Source organism: Metamycoplasma hyosynoviae, from assembly GCF_004365165.1.
Taxonomy (GTDB): domain Bacteria; phylum Bacillota_I; class Bacilli_A; order Mycoplasmatales; family Metamycoplasmataceae; genus Metamycoplasma; species Metamycoplasma hyosynoviae.
The window spans coordinates 106,522-124,944 of sequence record NZ_SOCH01000003.1 but is presented as its reverse complement, the minus strand read 5'-3'; the positions used below and the strand labels follow the sequence as shown (position 1 = coordinate 124,944).

Annotated in this window: 16 protein-coding genes and 2 tRNA genes; 9 read left to right on the top strand and 9 right to left on the bottom strand. The window is 28.4% G+C overall.

The annotated features are described in order from the left end of the window. Nucleotides 1-56: 56 nt before the first annotated feature. Entirely contained in the window at nucleotides 57-536 is a 480-nt protein-coding gene (locus JN03_RS01735) for an NUDIX domain-containing protein (protein ID WP_080697570.1), read from the bottom strand. A gap of 177 nt (nucleotides 537-713) precedes the next feature. On the opposite strand from JN03_RS01735, the gene dnaX reads away from it, so the two are divergent. From dnaX to JN03_RS01690, 9 genes are all read left to right on the top strand, one after another. Then, the gene (gene dnaX / locus JN03_RS01730) at nucleotides 714-2,684 is read left to right on the top strand and encodes a DNA polymerase III subunit gamma/tau (RefSeq protein ID WP_036443107.1); all 1,971 of its coding nucleotides are present in this window, start codon (nucleotides 714-716) and stop codon (nucleotides 2,682-2,684) included. An 18-nt stretch (nucleotides 2,685-2,702) separates the two neighbouring features. Then, nucleotides 2,703-2,996, top strand: coding sequence for a YbaB/EbfC family nucleoid-associated protein (locus tag JN03_RS01725; RefSeq protein WP_241851632.1), 294 nt, complete (start codon nucleotides 2,703-2,705; stop codon nucleotides 2,994-2,996). Next, nucleotides 2,996-3,601, top strand: coding sequence for a toprim domain-containing protein (locus JN03_RS01720; RefSeq protein ID WP_051599373.1), 606 nt, complete (start codon nucleotides 2,996-2,998; stop codon nucleotides 3,599-3,601). Before JN03_RS01725 ends, JN03_RS01720 begins: the two co-directional genes overlap by 1 nt. A gap of 9 nt (nucleotides 3,602-3,610) precedes the next feature. Next, nucleotides 3,611-4,267 carry a dTMP kinase gene (gene tmk / locus JN03_RS01715; RefSeq protein WP_036441478.1) on the top strand — a complete coding sequence of 219 codons (657 nt, stop codon included), beginning with the start codon at nucleotides 3,611-3,613 and terminating at the stop codon, nucleotides 4,265-4,267. Then, nucleotides 4,257-5,168 carry a hypothetical protein gene (locus JN03_RS01710; protein WP_036443104.1) on the top strand — a complete coding sequence of 304 codons (912 nt, stop codon included), beginning with the start codon at nucleotides 4,257-4,259 and terminating at the stop codon, nucleotides 5,166-5,168. The genes tmk and JN03_RS01710 overlap by 11 nt, the downstream gene beginning before the upstream one ends. After that, nucleotides 5,158-5,880 (top strand): 16S rRNA (cytidine(1402)-2'-O)-methyltransferase, encoded by a 723-nt coding sequence (rsmI, locus tag JN03_RS01705; protein WP_036443100.1) that lies wholly within the window; start codon nucleotides 5,158-5,160, stop codon nucleotides 5,878-5,880. Before JN03_RS01710 ends, rsmI begins: the two co-directional genes overlap by 11 nt. Nucleotides 5,881-5,890: 10 nt before the next feature. Then, nucleotides 5,891-5,966, top strand: a tRNA-His gene (locus JN03_RS01700). Between the two features lie 72 nt (nucleotides 5,967-6,038). Further along, nucleotides 6,039-7,136 carry a redox-regulated ATPase YchF gene (gene ychF / locus JN03_RS01695; protein WP_036441469.1) on the top strand — a complete coding sequence of 366 codons (1,098 nt, stop codon included), beginning with the start codon at nucleotides 6,039-6,041 and terminating at the stop codon, nucleotides 7,134-7,136. A 10-nt stretch (nucleotides 7,137-7,146) separates the two neighbouring features. After that, nucleotides 7,147-7,220, top strand: a tRNA-Trp gene (locus JN03_RS01690). Nucleotides 7,221-7,276: 56 nt separating this feature from the next. On the opposite strand, the gene lon is transcribed toward JN03_RS01690, so the two are convergent. The 8 genes from lon to JN03_RS09100 all read right to left on the bottom strand — a co-directional run bounded on the left by lon (nucleotide 7,277) and on the right by JN03_RS09100 (nucleotide 18,141). Then, nucleotides 7,277-9,757: an endopeptidase La gene (gene lon / locus JN03_RS09130; protein ID WP_036444837.1), complete on the bottom strand. Its 2,481-nt coding sequence runs from the start codon at nucleotides 9,755-9,757 to the stop codon at nucleotides 7,277-7,279. Between the two features lie 59 nt (nucleotides 9,758-9,816). Beyond that, nucleotides 9,817-11,652, bottom strand: a complete 1,836-nt coding sequence (gene pepF / locus JN03_RS09125) for an oligoendopeptidase F (RefSeq protein ID WP_134076584.1) — start codon at nucleotides 11,650-11,652, stop codon at nucleotides 9,817-9,819. A 3-nt stretch (nucleotides 11,653-11,655) separates the two neighbouring features. Beyond that, nucleotides 11,656-12,174 carry an adenine phosphoribosyltransferase gene (locus JN03_RS01675; protein ID WP_036439859.1) on the bottom strand — a complete coding sequence of 173 codons (519 nt, stop codon included), beginning with the start codon at nucleotides 12,172-12,174 and terminating at the stop codon, nucleotides 11,656-11,658. Between the two features lie 147 nt (nucleotides 12,175-12,321). Beyond that, nucleotides 12,322-13,272 (bottom strand): ABC transporter permease, encoded by a 951-nt coding sequence (locus tag JN03_RS09120; RefSeq protein WP_051599449.1) that lies wholly within the window; start codon nucleotides 13,270-13,272, stop codon nucleotides 12,322-12,324. After that, nucleotides 13,272-15,014, bottom strand: coding sequence for an ABC transporter permease subunit (locus JN03_RS09115; RefSeq protein ID WP_277870480.1), 1,743 nt, complete (start codon nucleotides 15,012-15,014; stop codon nucleotides 13,272-13,274). The genes JN03_RS09120 and JN03_RS09115 overlap by 1 nt, the downstream gene beginning before the upstream one ends. 21 nt (nucleotides 15,015-15,035) lie before the next feature. Further along, nucleotides 15,036-15,275 (bottom strand): hypothetical protein, encoded by a 240-nt coding sequence (locus JN03_RS09110; RefSeq protein ID WP_134076582.1) that lies wholly within the window; start codon nucleotides 15,273-15,275, stop codon nucleotides 15,036-15,038. Beyond that, nucleotides 15,265-16,824, bottom strand: coding sequence for an ABC transporter ATP-binding protein (locus JN03_RS09105; RefSeq protein WP_134076581.1), 1,560 nt, complete (start codon nucleotides 16,822-16,824; stop codon nucleotides 15,265-15,267). Before JN03_RS09105 ends, JN03_RS09110 begins: the two co-directional genes overlap by 11 nt. A 33-nt stretch (nucleotides 16,825-16,857) precedes the next feature. Next, nucleotides 16,858-18,141 (bottom strand): BMP family ABC transporter substrate-binding protein, encoded by a 1,284-nt coding sequence (locus JN03_RS09100; RefSeq protein ID WP_134076580.1) that lies wholly within the window; start codon nucleotides 18,139-18,141, stop codon nucleotides 16,858-16,860. Between the last annotated feature and the right edge of the window lie 282 nt (nucleotides 18,142-18,423).

The window sequence follows — 18,423 nt, the reverse complement described above, 5'->3', positions numbered from 1 at the left end:
TTTTTTAAGAAAAAAAGTAGAATAAAAAACACATTTATTTGTAAGAACGTGTTTTTTTATTTTGTGGTTTTCTTATAATTTTTGAAAACCTTATAAGCAGTTTTTAGCATTTGCTTATCTTTTTTGTAATGCAGTTTTAAAGCTGCAATTCCAATAGAATATCAGCCTATTTTTTGAATTTCAGCATCTTGTTTTTCTAAGTTTATATTCTTAGCCTCAGCACAAAAATAAAATACATCTTTTATACAATTTTGATAAGGACTATAAGTGTTTTTATCTTTAAATCCTTCAATTATATTAATGTCTATATTAGTTTCTTCTTTTAACTCACGAATAGCAGTTTGTTCATGTGTTTCACCTTGTTCTTGATGACCTTTAGGAAAGGTAAAATAATGTGAATTTTTTTGTTTTATGAGCAAGACTTTGGTAAGTCTAAATTTTCTTTTAGAAAATGTAATTGCTCCACATGACACTTCTTTTATCATATTATTTTCCTTAATTTGCTTGTTTTGAGACTTAAATTTAACTAAGTTCATTCTATTATACTAATCAATTTAAAAAACTCAATAATTTAAAATAAAAGTTTCATATGCTTCTAACCTACATAAATTTTAATGTTAAGTTCATTAAAACGCACATTAAAATTTATTTGTTGCTTTACTAGAAATCACATAATTTGTGTTAATATTTATTATAAGTCAAAAGGAGAATACATGGAAGGTAAATATAAAACATTATATCGACATTATCGTCCTAAAAAATTCAATGAAGTTAAAGGCCAAGACAACATTATAGTTACACTAATTAATGTTATTAAAAACCGTAAAATAAGTCATGCTTATTTATTTTGTGGACCTCATGGTACGGGTAAAACTTCTGTTGCTAAAATATTTGCTAATACCATAAATTGTATTCATACTAATGATATTCTTACTCCTTGTGATGAATGTATTGCTAATATTGAAAGAAATTTAGATATTATTGAAATAGATGCTGCATCTAATTCTGGAATTGATGACATACGTGATTTAAAAGATAAAATCAATCATATGCCTATTAATTCAAGATATAAAATTTACATTATTGATGAAGTTCATATGCTTTCAAAAGCAGCATTTAATGCACTTTTAAAAACCATAGAAGAACCACCATCACATGCTATTTTTATTCTTGCAACTACTGACCCACAAAAAATTCCACTAACCATTTTAAGTAGAGTTCAAAGATTTAATTTCAAACGCATTGAAAAAAATATAATGATTGAACACTTACGTGAAATTTTTAAAAAAGAAGGAATTAAAGCCGATCCAAAATCATTAGATTTAATTGCTTCTTTAAGTGAAGGTAGTTTTAGAGATGCACTTACTATATCTGATCAAATTGCTATATTTGTTGGAAATAGAACAATAACTGAAAAAGATGTGCAAAACTTCTTTGGTATTTTAGACAAAGAAAATCTAATCAAAATCCTTAATTTAATAGCAGCACATAACATTAAAGAATTTTTGAATCTAAATGCTAAATTAATAAGTGATGGTATTGATATTGAAAAAATGGTAGTATCACTAATTAATCTTTTAAAAGACTACTTTATTTATATCAAAACCCAAGATGAAAACTTGCTTGAATATGCTTCTGTAGAAGATCTTAAAAAAATCGATATATCAAAACAAAAAGTTAGTGAATTCATTACTGAACTTGTAAAAATTTTAGAAGACATTAAAATGAGTGATCTTCCACTTCAATCACTAGAACTTGGTTTTATAAAACTAGCTTGTTTAAAAACTGATGATGAAAATTTCATTAACACTATAACTTCTCCAATTTCATCAGTTTCAAAAGAAGACACTAATGACTTTGAAATTGTTAATATTCACCGTTCTGATACAATTGAAAAGAAAACTACTAAAGAAACCACTAAACCAAAATCTAACAACAACAAAATCAATGATTTTCTAGGACTTGGTGATATTGCAAATAAATATGACATTAAAATGAAACCAGTTGATGTTAGTGAAATATTAAATAAAACTGATGAAATTTTAATTGAAGAAAAAACTAAAGAAGTTGATTTAGGTGAAATGCGAGACACATTAATCACTAATATTAATGAAATTCCATCACCCGATCCTGCGCCTAAGCAAAATAAATCAAATGCTAAAATAGATGAAGAAATTCAAAAACTAGAAGCTATGATTAAAGCTAACAGTGGGCTTATTACAGATGAATTAATTTATGATTGCATCTATGTTTCGCAAAAAGATCGCAACATACCTAATTTTATCGATTATAAAAACACTGATAAAATGAATTTCAAGCTTTTAAATACTAAATTAAAATCAGAAAAAGAAAACGAAGCTAGAGTGCTATTACAGGATTTAAACTTGATACTATCAAGCAAGGACTTTATTGTATTTAGTTCAAATATCGCGCAAATCATCAAAAAACTAAATGAAAATTCTTATAAAGAATTTCTAGTAAATGCAGCATACAAAGTTTTTGGTAGATATGTACATTTATTTGCAATTACAAAGGCTCAAAAACAAAATGCTGAAGATTGATGAAAGAAAAACAAAGATAAACCTAGAACAATTGAAAAACTTCCAAATTTAGAAAAGAAATTTAAAAAAGATAAGGAATTAGATGAATTTCTTGATGATTTTGGAGATATATATCAAAAATAAGGAATTAAAGAGTTAATTATGGCAATGAATATGAATGAAATGCTTAAAAAAGCAAAAAGATTACAAGAAGAAGCAAGTTTACAAGAAGCTGAAATTCAAAAAAAAGAATTTAAAGTAACCAAACAAGGAATTGAAGCAGTATTACTTGGTTCAAGAAAAATTAAATCATTGAAAATTAATCCTGCATTAATAGATCCAGAAGATCCAGAACTTGTTGAAGATTTAGTAGTTCTTACAATTAATGAAGGTCTAGCACTAATTGAAGAAGAATATGAAGAACTAAACGACAAATTCTCGGGTTTAGGTTTCTAATGGATAATGAATTTTATAATAGTTTATTTTTAAAACTAAGCAAAATTAAATCTTTATCAAAAAAGCAAGTAAAAGCAATTTTGCTTTATTTTATTAATTCTGACGAAACCGAAATTACTGAAATTAACAAGTTAATCTCCAAACTAAATGAAACCATCAAAAAATGTGTCCAGTGCAACTTGATGCAAGAAAATGAAATATGTAAAATTTGCAGCGACCATAGCAGAAAAAATAAACTTATTGTAGTTAATACAGATTCTGAAATCGAAAAATTTGAAGCACTAGAAATTTTTAATGGCAAATATTACATATTTGAAACACTTTTTAGACAACCCACTAAGATAAAAGAAGAAAATAATGATTCATTTTTTGATGATATTGAAAAACTTACAAATCTAGTTAATCCTAGAACAGAAGTCATTCTTGCATTAAATCCTACCCTCGAAGGGCAAATTTCAATGCAATATATAAAAAAATACTTGCTGCAAAAGTATAAAGAGTTAAATATCTTCCAACTTTCTATAGGGCTTCCTATAAATGGAAATGTAGAATATGCTGATCCTATTACTTTAAAGCAAGCTTTAATCAACAAACAAAAATTATAAGGGGCAATTATGTCAAATAAGAGAATTCCAAAATTTATCGTTTTTGAAGGAATGGATTGTGCCGGCAAATCTTCCATATTAAAATTAATTGAAGAGAAACTTAAAAAATCTGCTAAAGCAGATAACTATGTATTTACAAGAGAACCTGGCTCAAAAAATTCCAAGGAAGCCGAACAAATAAGACAAATTATTTTAAATAAAGAAAATAATTTGTCTACTACAGTCGATGCACTACTATTTATGGCTTCACGTCGTATAAACTTGGAAACAACTGTTTGACCTGCTCTTAAAGAAAATAAAACTGTCTTTTCAGACCGCTACTGACATTCATCTTTTGTATATCAAGGAATATTGGGCGATTTAGGATATAAAGTAGTACGCAAATTAAATGAAATTATTACTAGCAACACCAAACCTGATTTAATAATATTTTTCGACTTGATGCCAGAAAAAGTAGTTGAAAGATTGAAACGTTTGCGTAAAGAAGCTGATCGTATGGAAAGAATGAATGAAGAATACTATCAAACACTTTATTCAGCTTATCGCAGTGTAATTAATTATGACAAGCATAAATTTGTTATCATTGATTCTAATTGTACACTTGAAGAATTATTTGAAAAAACCTGAAAAATATTAGTTGAAAGAAAAATAGTCGATGACGAATAATCATTATTACGAAATAATAGATAACTCAGTTAAAAAAAATAAACTTTCCCAAGTTTATCTTTTTACTGCACTTCCCAACACCAATATTTCAAAATACTTGATATATTTTATTAATTTAGTGAATGGTGAAAGCTATAAAACCGAAAAAGATATCATTTATGGTGAACTTTATTTTATGGTTGATGGTTCTAAAGTTTCAATTAAAAAAGAAGAACTATTAAAAACTGTAAATAAAGCTAGAAACCTCCAATCATCACATGAAAGTAGTAAAACTAGAGTTTTAATTATCAAAAATATCGAAAATGGTTCGCCTAGTGTATTAAACGCTTTATTAAACTTTTTGGAAAACTGTCCTGATAATTTGATTGTTTTAATTACAACTAATAACCGCAACCGTGTTTTAAAAACTATAAGATCTCGTTGTTTTGAAATCAGTTTTTCAAAAACTACAATAAAACACAAAAAAGAAGAAGACGATGATAAATTCAAAATGTTTTATGAATATTTATTTGAAGATGAAGAAAAAATGGCTGAATATTACACTAATGAAAATATTCAACTACTTTATGATCTAAAAAAACATTTTGCAACTTCATTTAATAATCACTACCCTCTTTTGATTTTTTTAGAAAAAAAATTAAATGATGAAAACTTTTTCATTTTACTTTCTTATCTACTATTTAATTTAATTGAAATTCATTCTAAGAAAAATAATATTAAAATAACAACTAATTTTATTGATGAAGAGCTTTTTCAATCATTTGAAGATGATGAATTTCCTTTTATTAATTTAATTAATCTAATTAAAAAGTATTTAATTACCTTTAAAATACCTAACAATAACTTTAAACTTCAAAAAGCTGCATTTATTGGTAAATTAGGTGATGAATATGATAAATAGCAACCTCAAAATCAATATAATAGCAACTCCACTTGGTAATTTAAAAGATATTTCACAGCGTGCTATTGAAGAATTAATGTCATCAGACATTATTTTATGCGAAGATACGCGTATGACTCATAGGCTATTTTTAAGTTTAGAACTAAAAGTAGAAGCAAAATTAGTTTCTTATCATAACTTTAATGAAAAATCAGTATCTCCTAAAATTTTAGAGGACATTAAAGTTGGTAAAAAAGTATCTCTTGTATCAGATGCGGGACTTCCTTGCATATCTGATCCTGGTTTTGAAATTATTAAATTATGTAAGCAAAACAACATTTTCATTAATGTTATAGGTGCAGGGAGTGCATTTTTACATGCTATTATCAAAGCTAATTTCTCAAATACCTTCACTTTTCTAGGTTTTATTCCTGATAGTTCAGAAAAAAGAAAGAATTTCTTGAAAAAACTCACACCCTATACTTATGTTTGTTATGTATCACCACACAAATTAGAAGATACATTAAAAGATTTTGCTGAAGTATATGGGCAAACTGTAAAACTTTATTTAATAAAAGAAATGACAAAACTATATGAAAAAGACTATGAAGGCTTTGCGAGTGAGGTAGTTGATTTAGTTTTACAAGAACCTATAAAAGGTGAATTTACTTTGGTGTTTAGTTTTATAAAACAAAAAAGCAACAAAGTAAATAAATATGGTAAAATAAATTAGTCATTTTATGGCGCGCGTGGCGAAGTGGTTAACGCTCCGGGTTGTGGCTCCGGCATACGTGGGTTCGATCCCCATCGCACGCCCCATTTTTTTTATTTATTTTTTATTAACTTTATTTATAATAATAAATATTAATTTAGCAAAATCCAAGGAGCAATATGTCTTTAAAAGCCGGAATAGTAGGATTACCTAATGTTGGAAAAAGTTCACTTTTTTCAGCTTTAACTATGCAAGAAGTTGAATGTGCTAATTATGCATTTACTACAATTGAACCTAACACTGCAATTGTTAATTTATATGATGAACGTCTTGAAAACCTTGCAAAGTTGGTTAATACTAAGAAAATTGTTCCTGCTTTTTTCCAATTTGTTGATATTGCTGGGCTTGTTAAAGGTGCTTCTAAAGGCGAAGGGCTTGGTAATAAGTTTTTATCTAACATCCGTGAAGTTGATGCAATAGTGCATGTAATCAGATGTTTTGAAAATCAAGATGTTTTACACGTAAATAATAAAATAGATCCCCTAAGCGACTTAAAAACCATTAATTTAGAACTTATATTAGCTGATTTGCAGACTGTAGAAAATGTAATTAACCGAATTGGTAAAAAAGCGCAAAATTCACCTGATAAGAACTTAAAATTCGAATTTGAAGTTGCGCTTAAATTAAGAAAAGAACTTGAACAAGAAAAAATGTTGAAAGATATCGATCTTAATGAAAAAGAACTTGAAGTTGTAAAATCTTATCAATTACTTACTTTAAAACCAACTATTTATGTAGCTAATCTAGATTCAAATGATTTTAAAAACCTAGAAGCAGCAAAGCATTATCATATGTTAAAAAGCTTTTTAAAAGATGATATTGTAATTCCTATTTCTATAAAAATAGAACACGAGCTACTTCAATTTACTGCTGATGAAAAAACTGTATTCTTACAAGAATACAATATAACTGAATCAGGTATTAATGTAATTATTAGAAATAGCTTCAAACTTTTAAATCGTTCAACATTTTTTACCGCTGGTCCCGAAGAAACACGTGCTTGGATTTTCAAAAATGGACAAAAAGCAAACGAATGTGCTGGTATAATTCATACAGATTTTGAAAAGAAATTTGTTAAAGCTGAAATTATTAAATACGAAGATTACATTGCCTTAGGTGGTGAAAAAAACTGTAAAGACAATGGAAAGATGCGGATTGAAGGCAAAGATTACATTATGCAAGATGGAGACGTGTGTTATTTTAGAATAGCAAAATAGTCTTTTTTATAGGGGATTAGTTTAATGGTAGAACTGAGGACTCCAAACCCTCTGGTGTGGGTTCAATTCCTGCATCCCCTGCCATATAAAAAACCAAAAGTGAGCATGCTTTTGGTTTTTTGATTATGTTTTTTTGGTTTTTATTTGAAAATACTTTCAAATATTTCGTCATAGTATTTAACTGGGATAAACTCAACAACTTTTTTAACTTCGGCAGGTACATCAACTAAATGTCTTTGGTTGTCAAATGGAATGAAGATCTTTTTAATATCAAATTTTGAAGCTGCAAGTGATTTTTCTTTTAACCCACCTATTGCTAGCACTTTGCCCCGAAGTGTAATTTCTCCAGTCATTGCAATATTAGCTGGAACTGGTTTATTTAATAGCGCACTTATTATAGAAGTGGTAAATGTTACACCTGCGCTAGGTCCATCTTTAGGAACAGCGCCTTCCGGAACGTGGATATGAATAGAATATTCATCAAAATCAAATTTAATTCCGAATTTATCAGCATTATGTCTTACATAAGCTAGTGCTATTTGTGCCGATTCTTTCATAACATCTTTTAAAGAACCAGTTAATTTTAAGCCTTCTTTGCCTTTAAAAGTAGTTACTTCAATAGCAAGAGTAGATCCGCCAAAGTTTGTATAAGCAAGTCCATTAACTACACCTACTTGAGCTTTGTTTTCATTTTCATCTTCAGCAAATTTTACTGGTCCTAAAAATTCTTTGATGATATCTTGTGTGATAATAAATTCATTTTTGATTTTTTTATCTAAGATTCTAATAACAATTTTACGTGCTATTGTGTCTAAGATTCTCTTTAATTCTCTAACTCCGCTTTCACGAGTGTAATTTCTAATAATAAATTCTATAACTTCATCAGAAATTTGATATTGTTTAGGTTCAATTTTATTTTGATCTAATACTTTTGGAAGTAAATGTGATTTAGCAATTTCGATTTTTTCAATGACTGTATAAGTAGAAAGTTCCAATAGTTCCACACGGTCAATTAAAGCAGCCGGAATAGAATCATAGTAGTTAGCAGTTGCAATAAATAAAACTTTTGAAAGATCGTATTCTAAATCTAAATAGTGATCTTGGAAGTTAGCATTTTGTTCAGGATCAAGCACTTCAAGCATTGCTGAAACTGGATCACCTCTAAAATCAGCTGACATTTTGTCAATTTCATCCAATAGAATAACTGGGTTAGATACACCTGCTTTTTTAATAGCATTGATAATTTTTCCGGGCATAGCTCCAACATAAGTTCTTCTATGACCTCTAATTTCAGCTTCATCTTTAACTCCGCCTAGTGAAACTTTGATGAATTTACGATCTAAAGCTTCAGCTATTGATTTAGCTAACGTAGTTTTACCAACCCCAGGAGGTCCAATTAAAGTTAGAATAGGAATATTGTTTATAGGTTCGTTTGTTACAGTTCCAAGTTTGTTGATAAATAGTTTTGTATCCACAAAATTATTAGGATCATCTTTTATAGGAATATATTCTTGATCTTTTTCTTTGCTTTTAGTATGTGTTAGAACAGAAATGAATTCTAGAATTCTTTCTTTTGGTTTTTCAAGTCCGTAATGATGTTTGTTTAAAATTTTTCTAACATTATTGATATCAAGAAGTTCTTTGCTTACTTTTCTTCAAGGAAGTGCAAGCAGTAAGTCGATGTAGTTTTTGGCAATATTAGCTTCAGGGCTTGATGGCATCATATTAGCAATTCTTGATTGTTCTGCTTGAATACAATCAATCACATATTGTGGAAATTGTTTCATCTTTTCATCATCAGATAAGATTTTTTCAAGTTCTTTAGTTCCGTCATCTTCTTTTAGCATCTTTTTGATTTGACGCATTTTTTCACGTAACAAAAAGTCTTTTTGTTGCTCATCAAGTTCATTACGCATAGTTGTTGAAATTTCGCTATCAACTTTTAACATTTTAATAATGTTTGAAATTTTAGAAATTAATATGTCATAAGCTTCAGTTATACTAATAGTTTGTGAAAGTTTAGTTAATTCTTCTAATGATAAATCACTTTTTAAAGCAGTTATTACTTTATGTATATTAATTCATTCAGTATCATAATCTAATGAATCAAATAAAAGTGCATCTTCTGCACTAGCAAATTCATTTTTAGTAATTGATGTTGATGAAGATGATTTGTCAATACCAAATCTTACATCCATAGCTTTGGCTGCACGTATAAGTTCAAGTAATGAATTTCTTAACTTATAAACTACTTCTCTATTATATATTTTTTCTTCCGGTGGAATAAATTCAAAATCAATCAACTGTTGATCTTTATCATCTGTAATAAGTTTTTTAACTCTTATTATATCAGCGCCACATTGTAATGTAACTTGATAAATTGATGATTTTTGTTTAGTATCAAGAATTTTGGTTAATACTCCATATTCATAAATATCATCTTTTTTAAGTTCTTCACCAGCAACATCTTTTTTAAGAAAAACAATTACTAAATTGTTTTCATATTTTTTAGATGTAGCTAGTTTAAGTGAATCAATAGATCTTTTCTTGCCCACCCTAATATGGTCTTCAGAAAAAGGCACTATGATTTGATTTTTGATTGCTATGTATGGTAATTTCATATTCAACTCCTTCATTACTAGTATATTTTAGCACTTTATAAAAAAGAGTGCTAGAAATTTTATTTATTAAAGAATATTTTTTTGCCTAGTTTGATATATTCTTCAATTTTTTCATCGATAGTTTTAAAAGCTTTGTCATAAACTTCACTTTTATAGACATCAATACCACAATTTTTTAATGTTTCAGTAGGTCAAGACCTATCACCCGAACATAAAAAGTTGGCGATATAGTTTTGCAGTGACACACTTCCTTGCATTTTATAATCTAAGAAAAATGAATTTGCAATAATGTATCCAAGAGCATATTTGTATACATAAAAGCCATAGTAGAAATGTGGAATGGTAACAGAATAAATGTTTTCTTTGTCACCTAATTTCAATTTTGTAGAATGACTATATCTATTATAAACCTCAGAATATAGTTTTTCCATTTCAGGATATGAATTTAGAAATTTGCCTTTATCAATCCCATTATAAAGTTCATATTCGAAATTAGCTCAAATAGTTTGAATCAACACCGTTCCTATGAAATTATTAATATCTTGATTTAATAAATAAAACTTTTCTTCATCAGATTTAGCGTGCGTGATTAAGTAATCACTAAGAAGGAGTTCATTAAATATTGAGGCTATTTCTGCTAAAAATAAAGGATAAGAACTTCTAAATATAGAATTAGACTTATCTGAATAATAAGAATGCATTGAATGTCCCAGTTCATGAATTAAGGTGAAAAGTGAATTGATTGTGCCATCAAAATTCATTAAAATGTATTTTTTATTAATACCATAAGTTTCACCAATTGAATAAGCACCACTCATTTTTGAACTTGTTTCAATATAATCAATTCATTTTTCATTGATTGCTTTTGAAGCAAGCTTGCGATATTCTTCAGGCATTACATTCAATGCATCAAGTACAGTTTGCTGCATTTCTTCGATTGAATAAGTGTTTTTGATATTCACTAAATCAACCGACGAATCTCATTTTTCAAATTTTTTGCCAAATTTCTTTTCAAAAAACATTTTTTTGTATTTTTTGAATTTAGTAAAAATCTTTGATTTTTCTATAACAGTAGCAAATAAATTTGAAAGCAAGTTTTCATTTATTTGATCATCTTCTAAAATAGCGTTAATGGTTGAAGGATATTTACGGTAGAGTGATTCAACCGACATTTTTTTGAAGTGGTTATATAAAAACTTAGTTAATGTGTCTTTATGTTTTAAAAAGCCATTAAAGTAATTAAAATAAGCATTTTTACGTACAGTTTCATCTAAATTTTTCATTAAAAGGCTTCTATTTGATTCTGTTAGAGGAAATTTTTCACCTTTTGAAGACAATACATCTTCAAATTTAATTTCAACATTAGTTAAAATACTGAATAGTTCTTCCATAGAAGGATTAGAAATAGCAGTATCATTTAAATAAGATTCGATTTTTTCATCCAATTTATGGTCGAATTGCTTTAAAGTAAATTCTAGATCTTTTTTAATATCTTTTAGGCGCGAGTCATTTAGTCAAGAAGTTATTTTATCTTTATTTTTATATAAATTATTTAGCTCACTTCCCATTTTAATGTCATAAGCTTGTGATTTTTGTTCAAAATCATTTGATATAGCATTAATTTCATTATCAACTAGGTTGATATTAAGTCTATTAGATAAATAATTTGTGATTTTGTTTTTTAAAAGTATTGATTTTTCACTTAATTTTAAAAACTGAATGTAGTTTTCAATATTTTCATATTTACTATCTTTGATTTTGATTTGTTCTTCGCAAAGTAAAAAATATTCATCGATATACTCTTGAATAGTTTTACCTTCTAAAATGTCTTCTAAATCTCACTTGTATTTTGTAGGAATATCGACATATGTTTTATATTTTTTAATTTTTTGCATATTTTATTGTTCATTTTCGCCAATGAAAATTAGATTTTCCACATCACATTTTAATCTCTTTCGAGCATCAAAACCTTCTAATTCCATTAATACAATAATTTTTGAAACATCAACTTTTTCTGATTCTAATAATTTTATAATAGCTTCTAATGTTCCACCAGTTGCAAGAACATCATCTATAATAACTGCTTTTTGTCCTGGTTTTGTTACGCCTTTTTGCAGTTCAAGTACATTTCTTCCATATTCAAGACCATAATCACAACTTACAACGTCGCCTGGAAGTTTACCTTTTTTACGTACCATAATAAAAGGTTTTTTTAATTTAGCAGCAACTGGGGTTCCAAATAAAAATCCACGTGCATCTGGTCCTACAATTATGTCAGCATCTTTTGCTAAATCTGCCATTTTTTCAATGGTGTAATGCAAAGCTTCGCCATTTGCTAAAAGTAAAGAAATATCTTTAAATGAAATTCCTGGCTTAGGAAAATCTTTTACTGTACGAATATATTTTTTCAAGTCCATAATTCAAATATTATAGTTTATAAACCCTTAAAAATGTTAATTTTGTGAAAGTGAATCTTTGGGTGGTTGGACTGTAGTTTAAATTAAAAAACTACCACACTGCGATGTGGTAGTTTGTTCGTAAGACGAAAGTTTTTTATTAATAAATTAGCGCAGTGTTTTATCGTAGTTAATCCCGACGGCTGCTGGGGCATGTGATTTTTTAGCTGTTGCCATAACCACAATTATTGTTACTAGATAAGGAACTAAATTTAGTATATCACGGTAATGTTTTAGTTCATAGATAAATGTTCCCGAGTAGTATGAAAATGAATATAGTAAGGCAAATATGAAAGTAATTACAGTAATTAATCCAATGTTTCATTGACCCATAATCATAATAGCAAGTGCTAAATATCCAAACCCACGCACGTCACCAGTTTTTAAATCACTACTAAATTCTTGAGCAAATATAACTCCAGCAACTCCTGCAATAACACCCGAAATGAAAATTCCTTGTCATTTATATTTATTAACATTAATTCCCGCAACATCAGCTGCTTGTGGATTTTCACCAATTGATCTGAAACGTAGTCCTCATATTGTTTTATTTAAAACAATAAATGAACCTACTATAATTGCAATTGTTAGAACTAGTTTAAATGAAATTATTTCTCAAGAACGACCTGCTGAATCTATAACTGAATATTTTAGTTCGTTTATGTTTGTATATGGTGCTTTTGAACCATGTCCAAAAATCCCAAGCAAAATGAAACAAATTCCAGTAGCTAGTAGATTTATTGCAAATCCCGAAATGGTATGTTCACTTTTTAGTTTAATTGTAGCAAGACCATGGAGTAATGCATAACATCCAGCAATGCCAGCAGAAATTGGTAGTGCTATAAGTTGTCATAGCATACTAGAAGCACCAGCTACACCAAATATTCTTGTGATAATATCTTGGAAGATGATATAAGATGTAGCTCCTATTACCATAATTCCATTAATACCAACGTTAACTATTCCAACTTTTTCACTAAACATTCCACCAATAGAAGCTAGGACGAAGATACAAAAGTATAAAATCATTGATGAATAAATTGCATTAAATAAATTCATTAATTGCCTCCTTTTGTATTGCTAGTGGCAGAAGATTTACCGAACAGTAGATTCAAGTATTCTTTAATGTAATACATTTTTTCTTCATAAAGTGCATTTACATTTTTGTTGTATTCATTTTTGAGCGTAAATTTAGCTGATTTATAGTTTTGTTTAAGATTATATTGTTGATTTCCTTTTAAAGAAGTGATTTGCTCATTTAATTCTCTTTTTAAAATAGAAATTCTTTGGAAGTTTTCAGCAACAGCAATACTTGTTTTATTACTTTGGCTGTCAAGTGTTTTTAAAAGTAAATCTTTTTCTTGTTGATTTGCTTTTTGTTTTAAGCTTTTAATACTTTGAACTTTTGAAGTTTGACTTATAGTAAATTGTTTAGTAAATTCTTCAAGGGTAAGCGGAATAAAATCTTTGATTCCGCTATGAGTTAATGAAGCTATTTTTTCAAAACTTAATTTTAAATTAGTTTGTGTGTTAGTGATTTGAGTTTTGATTGAATTAATTTCAGTTATAACTTCATTTTTATGAGTTTCAGTGACACTTTCATTAGATTTTTGTAAAACTTTTAATTCTTTTGAAAGTGTGATAAGTTTTAATTTTAATTCACTTACATTTTTTAAATCACTAGCATAAGGTAGCATTAATTCTATTTTTCTTAGTAAGAGAGTATGCTCTTTTTTTAATAAGTGAATTTTTTTATCAATACTGTTGATCATTGATAAATACTTAGTTAGAAGTTTATCTTTATTAGTTTCATCAATTGTTAAATCAATTTTGGTTAATATAACTTGTTTTTTGTATTCTAAATGATCTATTTTTTGCTTGCATTTATAACTAGCAGAGTAATTTTTAGCAAAAGGATGGGATTTTATGACAATTCATCTTCAAATGAAATTCATTGGTTTGAAATTGTTTAATACTTGACTAATTGCAGCTAGATATAAGATTAATGAAGTTACAATTCCATAATAATCAGCTGGTAAATATAAAGGAGCTAGTTGAGTGTAACTTTGACCGTTGTATAATAATGCATAAAATAGCGAAGTAAATGAAATTCCAATAGGAGAATTTAATGCTAGAAGCGAAATTGCAATTGCTTCAAATCCTAGGTTGTGAGGAGAGGATATACTATTAAAACTTTTTTCTTTTACTACAAAAAAGTAAAATCCACCAATTCCAGCAAATAGTCCAGAAATTCCCATAACAAGCATAGTAATTAATTTTTCATTAATTCCCATGTATTGTCCATTGGTTTTAGAAAGTCCTAACATTCTAAGTTTGTAACCCAATGTTGTAAAACGGTAGATACCTCACAAGGTTACAATTGAAGCTATTAGTAGGATATATCCAAATGTTAGAAAAATGTTTTCAACATTCTTAGATATAGAAAAGACTCCTGAAGTTCCTGGTTTAATGCCTAGAAATGGTTTTGCATATTCACCAAATAAATTAGAATCACGGGTGAAAAATGCAAGACAAATATTGACTATAATTCAGTTAATTAGAATTGTTGATATAACTTCATGAACATTTAAATAAGCTTTTAAAGCACCTGCAACTAAGGAAAATAGAAATGCTACTATCATTGAAAGCATCAATGATAAGAATAAATATCCACCAGTCATATTTCCTTGCTTGCGCATTATGAAAATAGCAAATGTGGTAAATCCAGCTGACATCATTTGGCCACTTATACCAATATTAAATAAGCCGGATTTAAAACCAATTGCTGAACTTAGTCCAATAAAACCAAATACTAAAAGATATTAGAAAAAGCTACGTTGTCCAGTACCACGCAAACTTTTAAATAAAATGCTAAAAAATAGAAAAGGGTTATTTTTGGTAACAATAGCAATAAATGCTAGTGAAAAAAGTAGTCCAAAAACAATTGATCAAATAGATGAAATTACTTTTCTAGCATTAGACTTTGTTTGTTCTAAACGAAAGAAAAAGCGAAGCTTTTCTCAAAAATTTAATTTTGATGTATCAATTTCACTATTTTGCATTTACTCCTCCTTTATTTTTAGCTGATGAAATCATATATTTTCCGATTTCTGCACGTGTTAGCTCACGTGCAGGTTTTGTTAACATCAAATGTCCTTCATTGATTACGGCAATTGTGTCAGCGAGTGCTATTACTTCATCAAGTTCATATGATATTAATAGAATAGCTTTACCTGCTGTTTTTTCAGCTAATATTCTATTGTGAATATTATTAATAGCACCGATGTCAAGCCCACGTGTAGGTTGAACTATGATAATAAAATCATGTTCTGATGTAAATTCACGTCCTACAATGAATTTTTGCTGATTACCACCCGACATTGAACGAGCAAAGCCATATCCATTATGAGATCCACGAACATCATATTCTTTAATTATTTGATCAACATATTTTCTAATTGCGGATTTTTTCAAAAATCCCATTTTTTGAAACTGTGGATCTCACAATCTTCTAATGATTGCATTTTCATGAATTGAATAATCTAGTATAAGTCCGTGGTGGTGTCTATCAGCAGGAACATATGCCATTTTAGATTTACTTCTTTTATAGACATTAACATTAGTTATATCAACTAATGATTTACCTTCACCACTAGCATTTGCGATTTTCATTGAAATTTTTCCAGCAGAAGGTTTTATCATTCCTGAACAAACTTTTTCAAGTTCATTTTGACCATTTCCTTCAACACCAGCTATAGCAAATATTTCACCACTATGAATTTTTAATGATAAATCGTGTAAGTTTTTATATTCTTTTTTGGTCGAAATACCTTCAAGCTCAAAGATTATGTCATCTGAATATTTCTTGCCATCATTTTGAATAACTTCAACTTTAGAACCAACCATTGCTTCAATAATTTGTTCCATTTTTGAATTCTTCATTTCAAAATTACCAGCTACTTTGCCTTTTCTAAGTACAGTAGCATAATCAGCAACTTGTTCTATTTCTTTTAGTTTATGTGAAATAAAAACAATGGTTTTACCAGAGGCTTTAAAAATCTTGAAAGATTTTAAAAGTCCTTGAATTTCTTTTTCAGTTAACACAGCAGTAGGTTCATCAAAAATTAAAATGTCATTGTCACGGTATAACATTTTCATAATTTCAACTTTTTGTTGAACTGCAACAGTGGCTTGTCCACTTTTTTGATTCAAATCAAAATGAAGATCATAAATTTCTTGCAATGCTTTGATTTTTTTAATGGCTATATTACGGTCAATAATATAACCTTTTTTAGTTCATTCAGCACCTAAAATGATGTTATCTAAATTAGAATAAACATCAACTAATTTAAAGTGTTGATGAACCATACCAATACCTAATGCATTAGCGTCATTAGGCCCTTTGAAAAATACTTTGTTTTCATTTATAAGAATTTCACCAGCAGTTGGTTCGTACAATCCAAACAAAATAGACATAAGCGTACTTTTACCGGCACCATTTTCGCCGATAAGAGCATGAATGCTACCTTTTTTGACGGTAAAACTTATATCTTCATTTGCTCGAATGCCGGGAAATTCTTTTGTTATATTCCTGAATTCTATAGCATTCATAATATTAAAATTTAATGTAATATCAAAAAAGAACTATTTAAATAATAGTTCTGATAATGCATCGATAGTTTCTTGACTATCTTTGTGTTCTATAGATCCAGCTTCTAATTTAGAACGTTTTGAGTTTAATCATTCTAAATCTTTTTGTTCTAGATTTTTGAATACATTTTTAGCTTTTTCAAAGGCTTCAGTAGCAATTTTACCTTTATCACCAGGTATTCTTGTAGGTGCTATTCCTACTCAGTTGTCTTTATATCCTTTATTTAAAAGTGCATTTTTCTTTCCAGGTTCATATCCAGTTGCATATTTATCTAATTGTTTTCCTGAAATTAGTGCAGAAACAACGTCATATGTAGCTTGTCCAATACCTTTTGTAATTGAAGTAAAGAATGTTTCTTGTTTTTTAGCAACTATTTGTGATTGATCAACATCAACACCAATGATGTATTTGTCTGAGAATTTTTCTCTTGAAAGTACTTCATCAGTAGCAGATCCCGCTACTGGAAGAACCATTTTAGCTTCTTGTGAAAGTACGTTATCTATAGAAGCAGTCATTGTGGGTCCAGGTTCATAACCAGTAGATAAGTCAACTTTTTTAGCTTTTGTATGAACTTCTTTTCCTGCATTTTTAGTGTTTCAGTAGTAAATACCTTTGTAAAATCCTTCGATGAAATCACCAGGTCCTGGGTCATTTGAACCACCAAATGATGATACAGTTCTATTTGCTTCTGCTGTTTCAGTTTCACTTAAGAAAGCACCTGCTGCATAACCAGCTAAGAATCCGCCTTCTTTGGTTTTGTATAAAATACTTACACAATCTCCAGGATCGGCTTTATTAGAAAAGTCAAAGTCAATTGTAATCAATACAACACCTTTTTCTTTCATAGCAGCTTTATTTGCAGCATAGAATTTGGTCATTGCATCAATGTGTGAAAATCCTGGTAGGATTCAGTATTTATAACCATTGTTTAGTGCTGCTTTATATCCATCATCAAATTTATTTTCTTTGATTTCAGCAGCATCATATTTATCGAATGTTAAATTATTTTGTTCTCCAAAAGCAATCAATCCTTCTCAAGATGATTGATTAAAAGATTTATCTTTTAAAGGACCACCATCAGTAATAACAATAGACTTTGGAGCATTTTTTGCTTGTTCTTCTGTTAATTTTAATTGGTCGTTAGTTTTAACACCTGCTACTATTTGTGCGGGTTTTTGGGGGTGAGTTTTTACACAACTTAATGCGATTAGCGGAAATGAGCCACTTGCTACTAGTAAAGTAGATAAGCCCAATATTAATTTTTTAATTTTTCTCATCTTTGCCTCAAAAATATATTTTAAAAATTTTACTTCTTAAATTTGAAGAATACAAAAAAAACATAGAAAACTACATAAATATGTGTAAATTCAAGTTATTTATCCTTACACTTTTTGAAGTTTTGAAGAAACTTAATGATTGATTTTGAAAGCTTATAAAATCGCTATGCTAAAAATATATTAATATTTTTAGCAGCAAAATATTTGCAAATAGTAAAATTAAAATATATACAAATGAAGAAAATATAATTTCAAAGTTTTTGTTCAATACATAGTATTGAA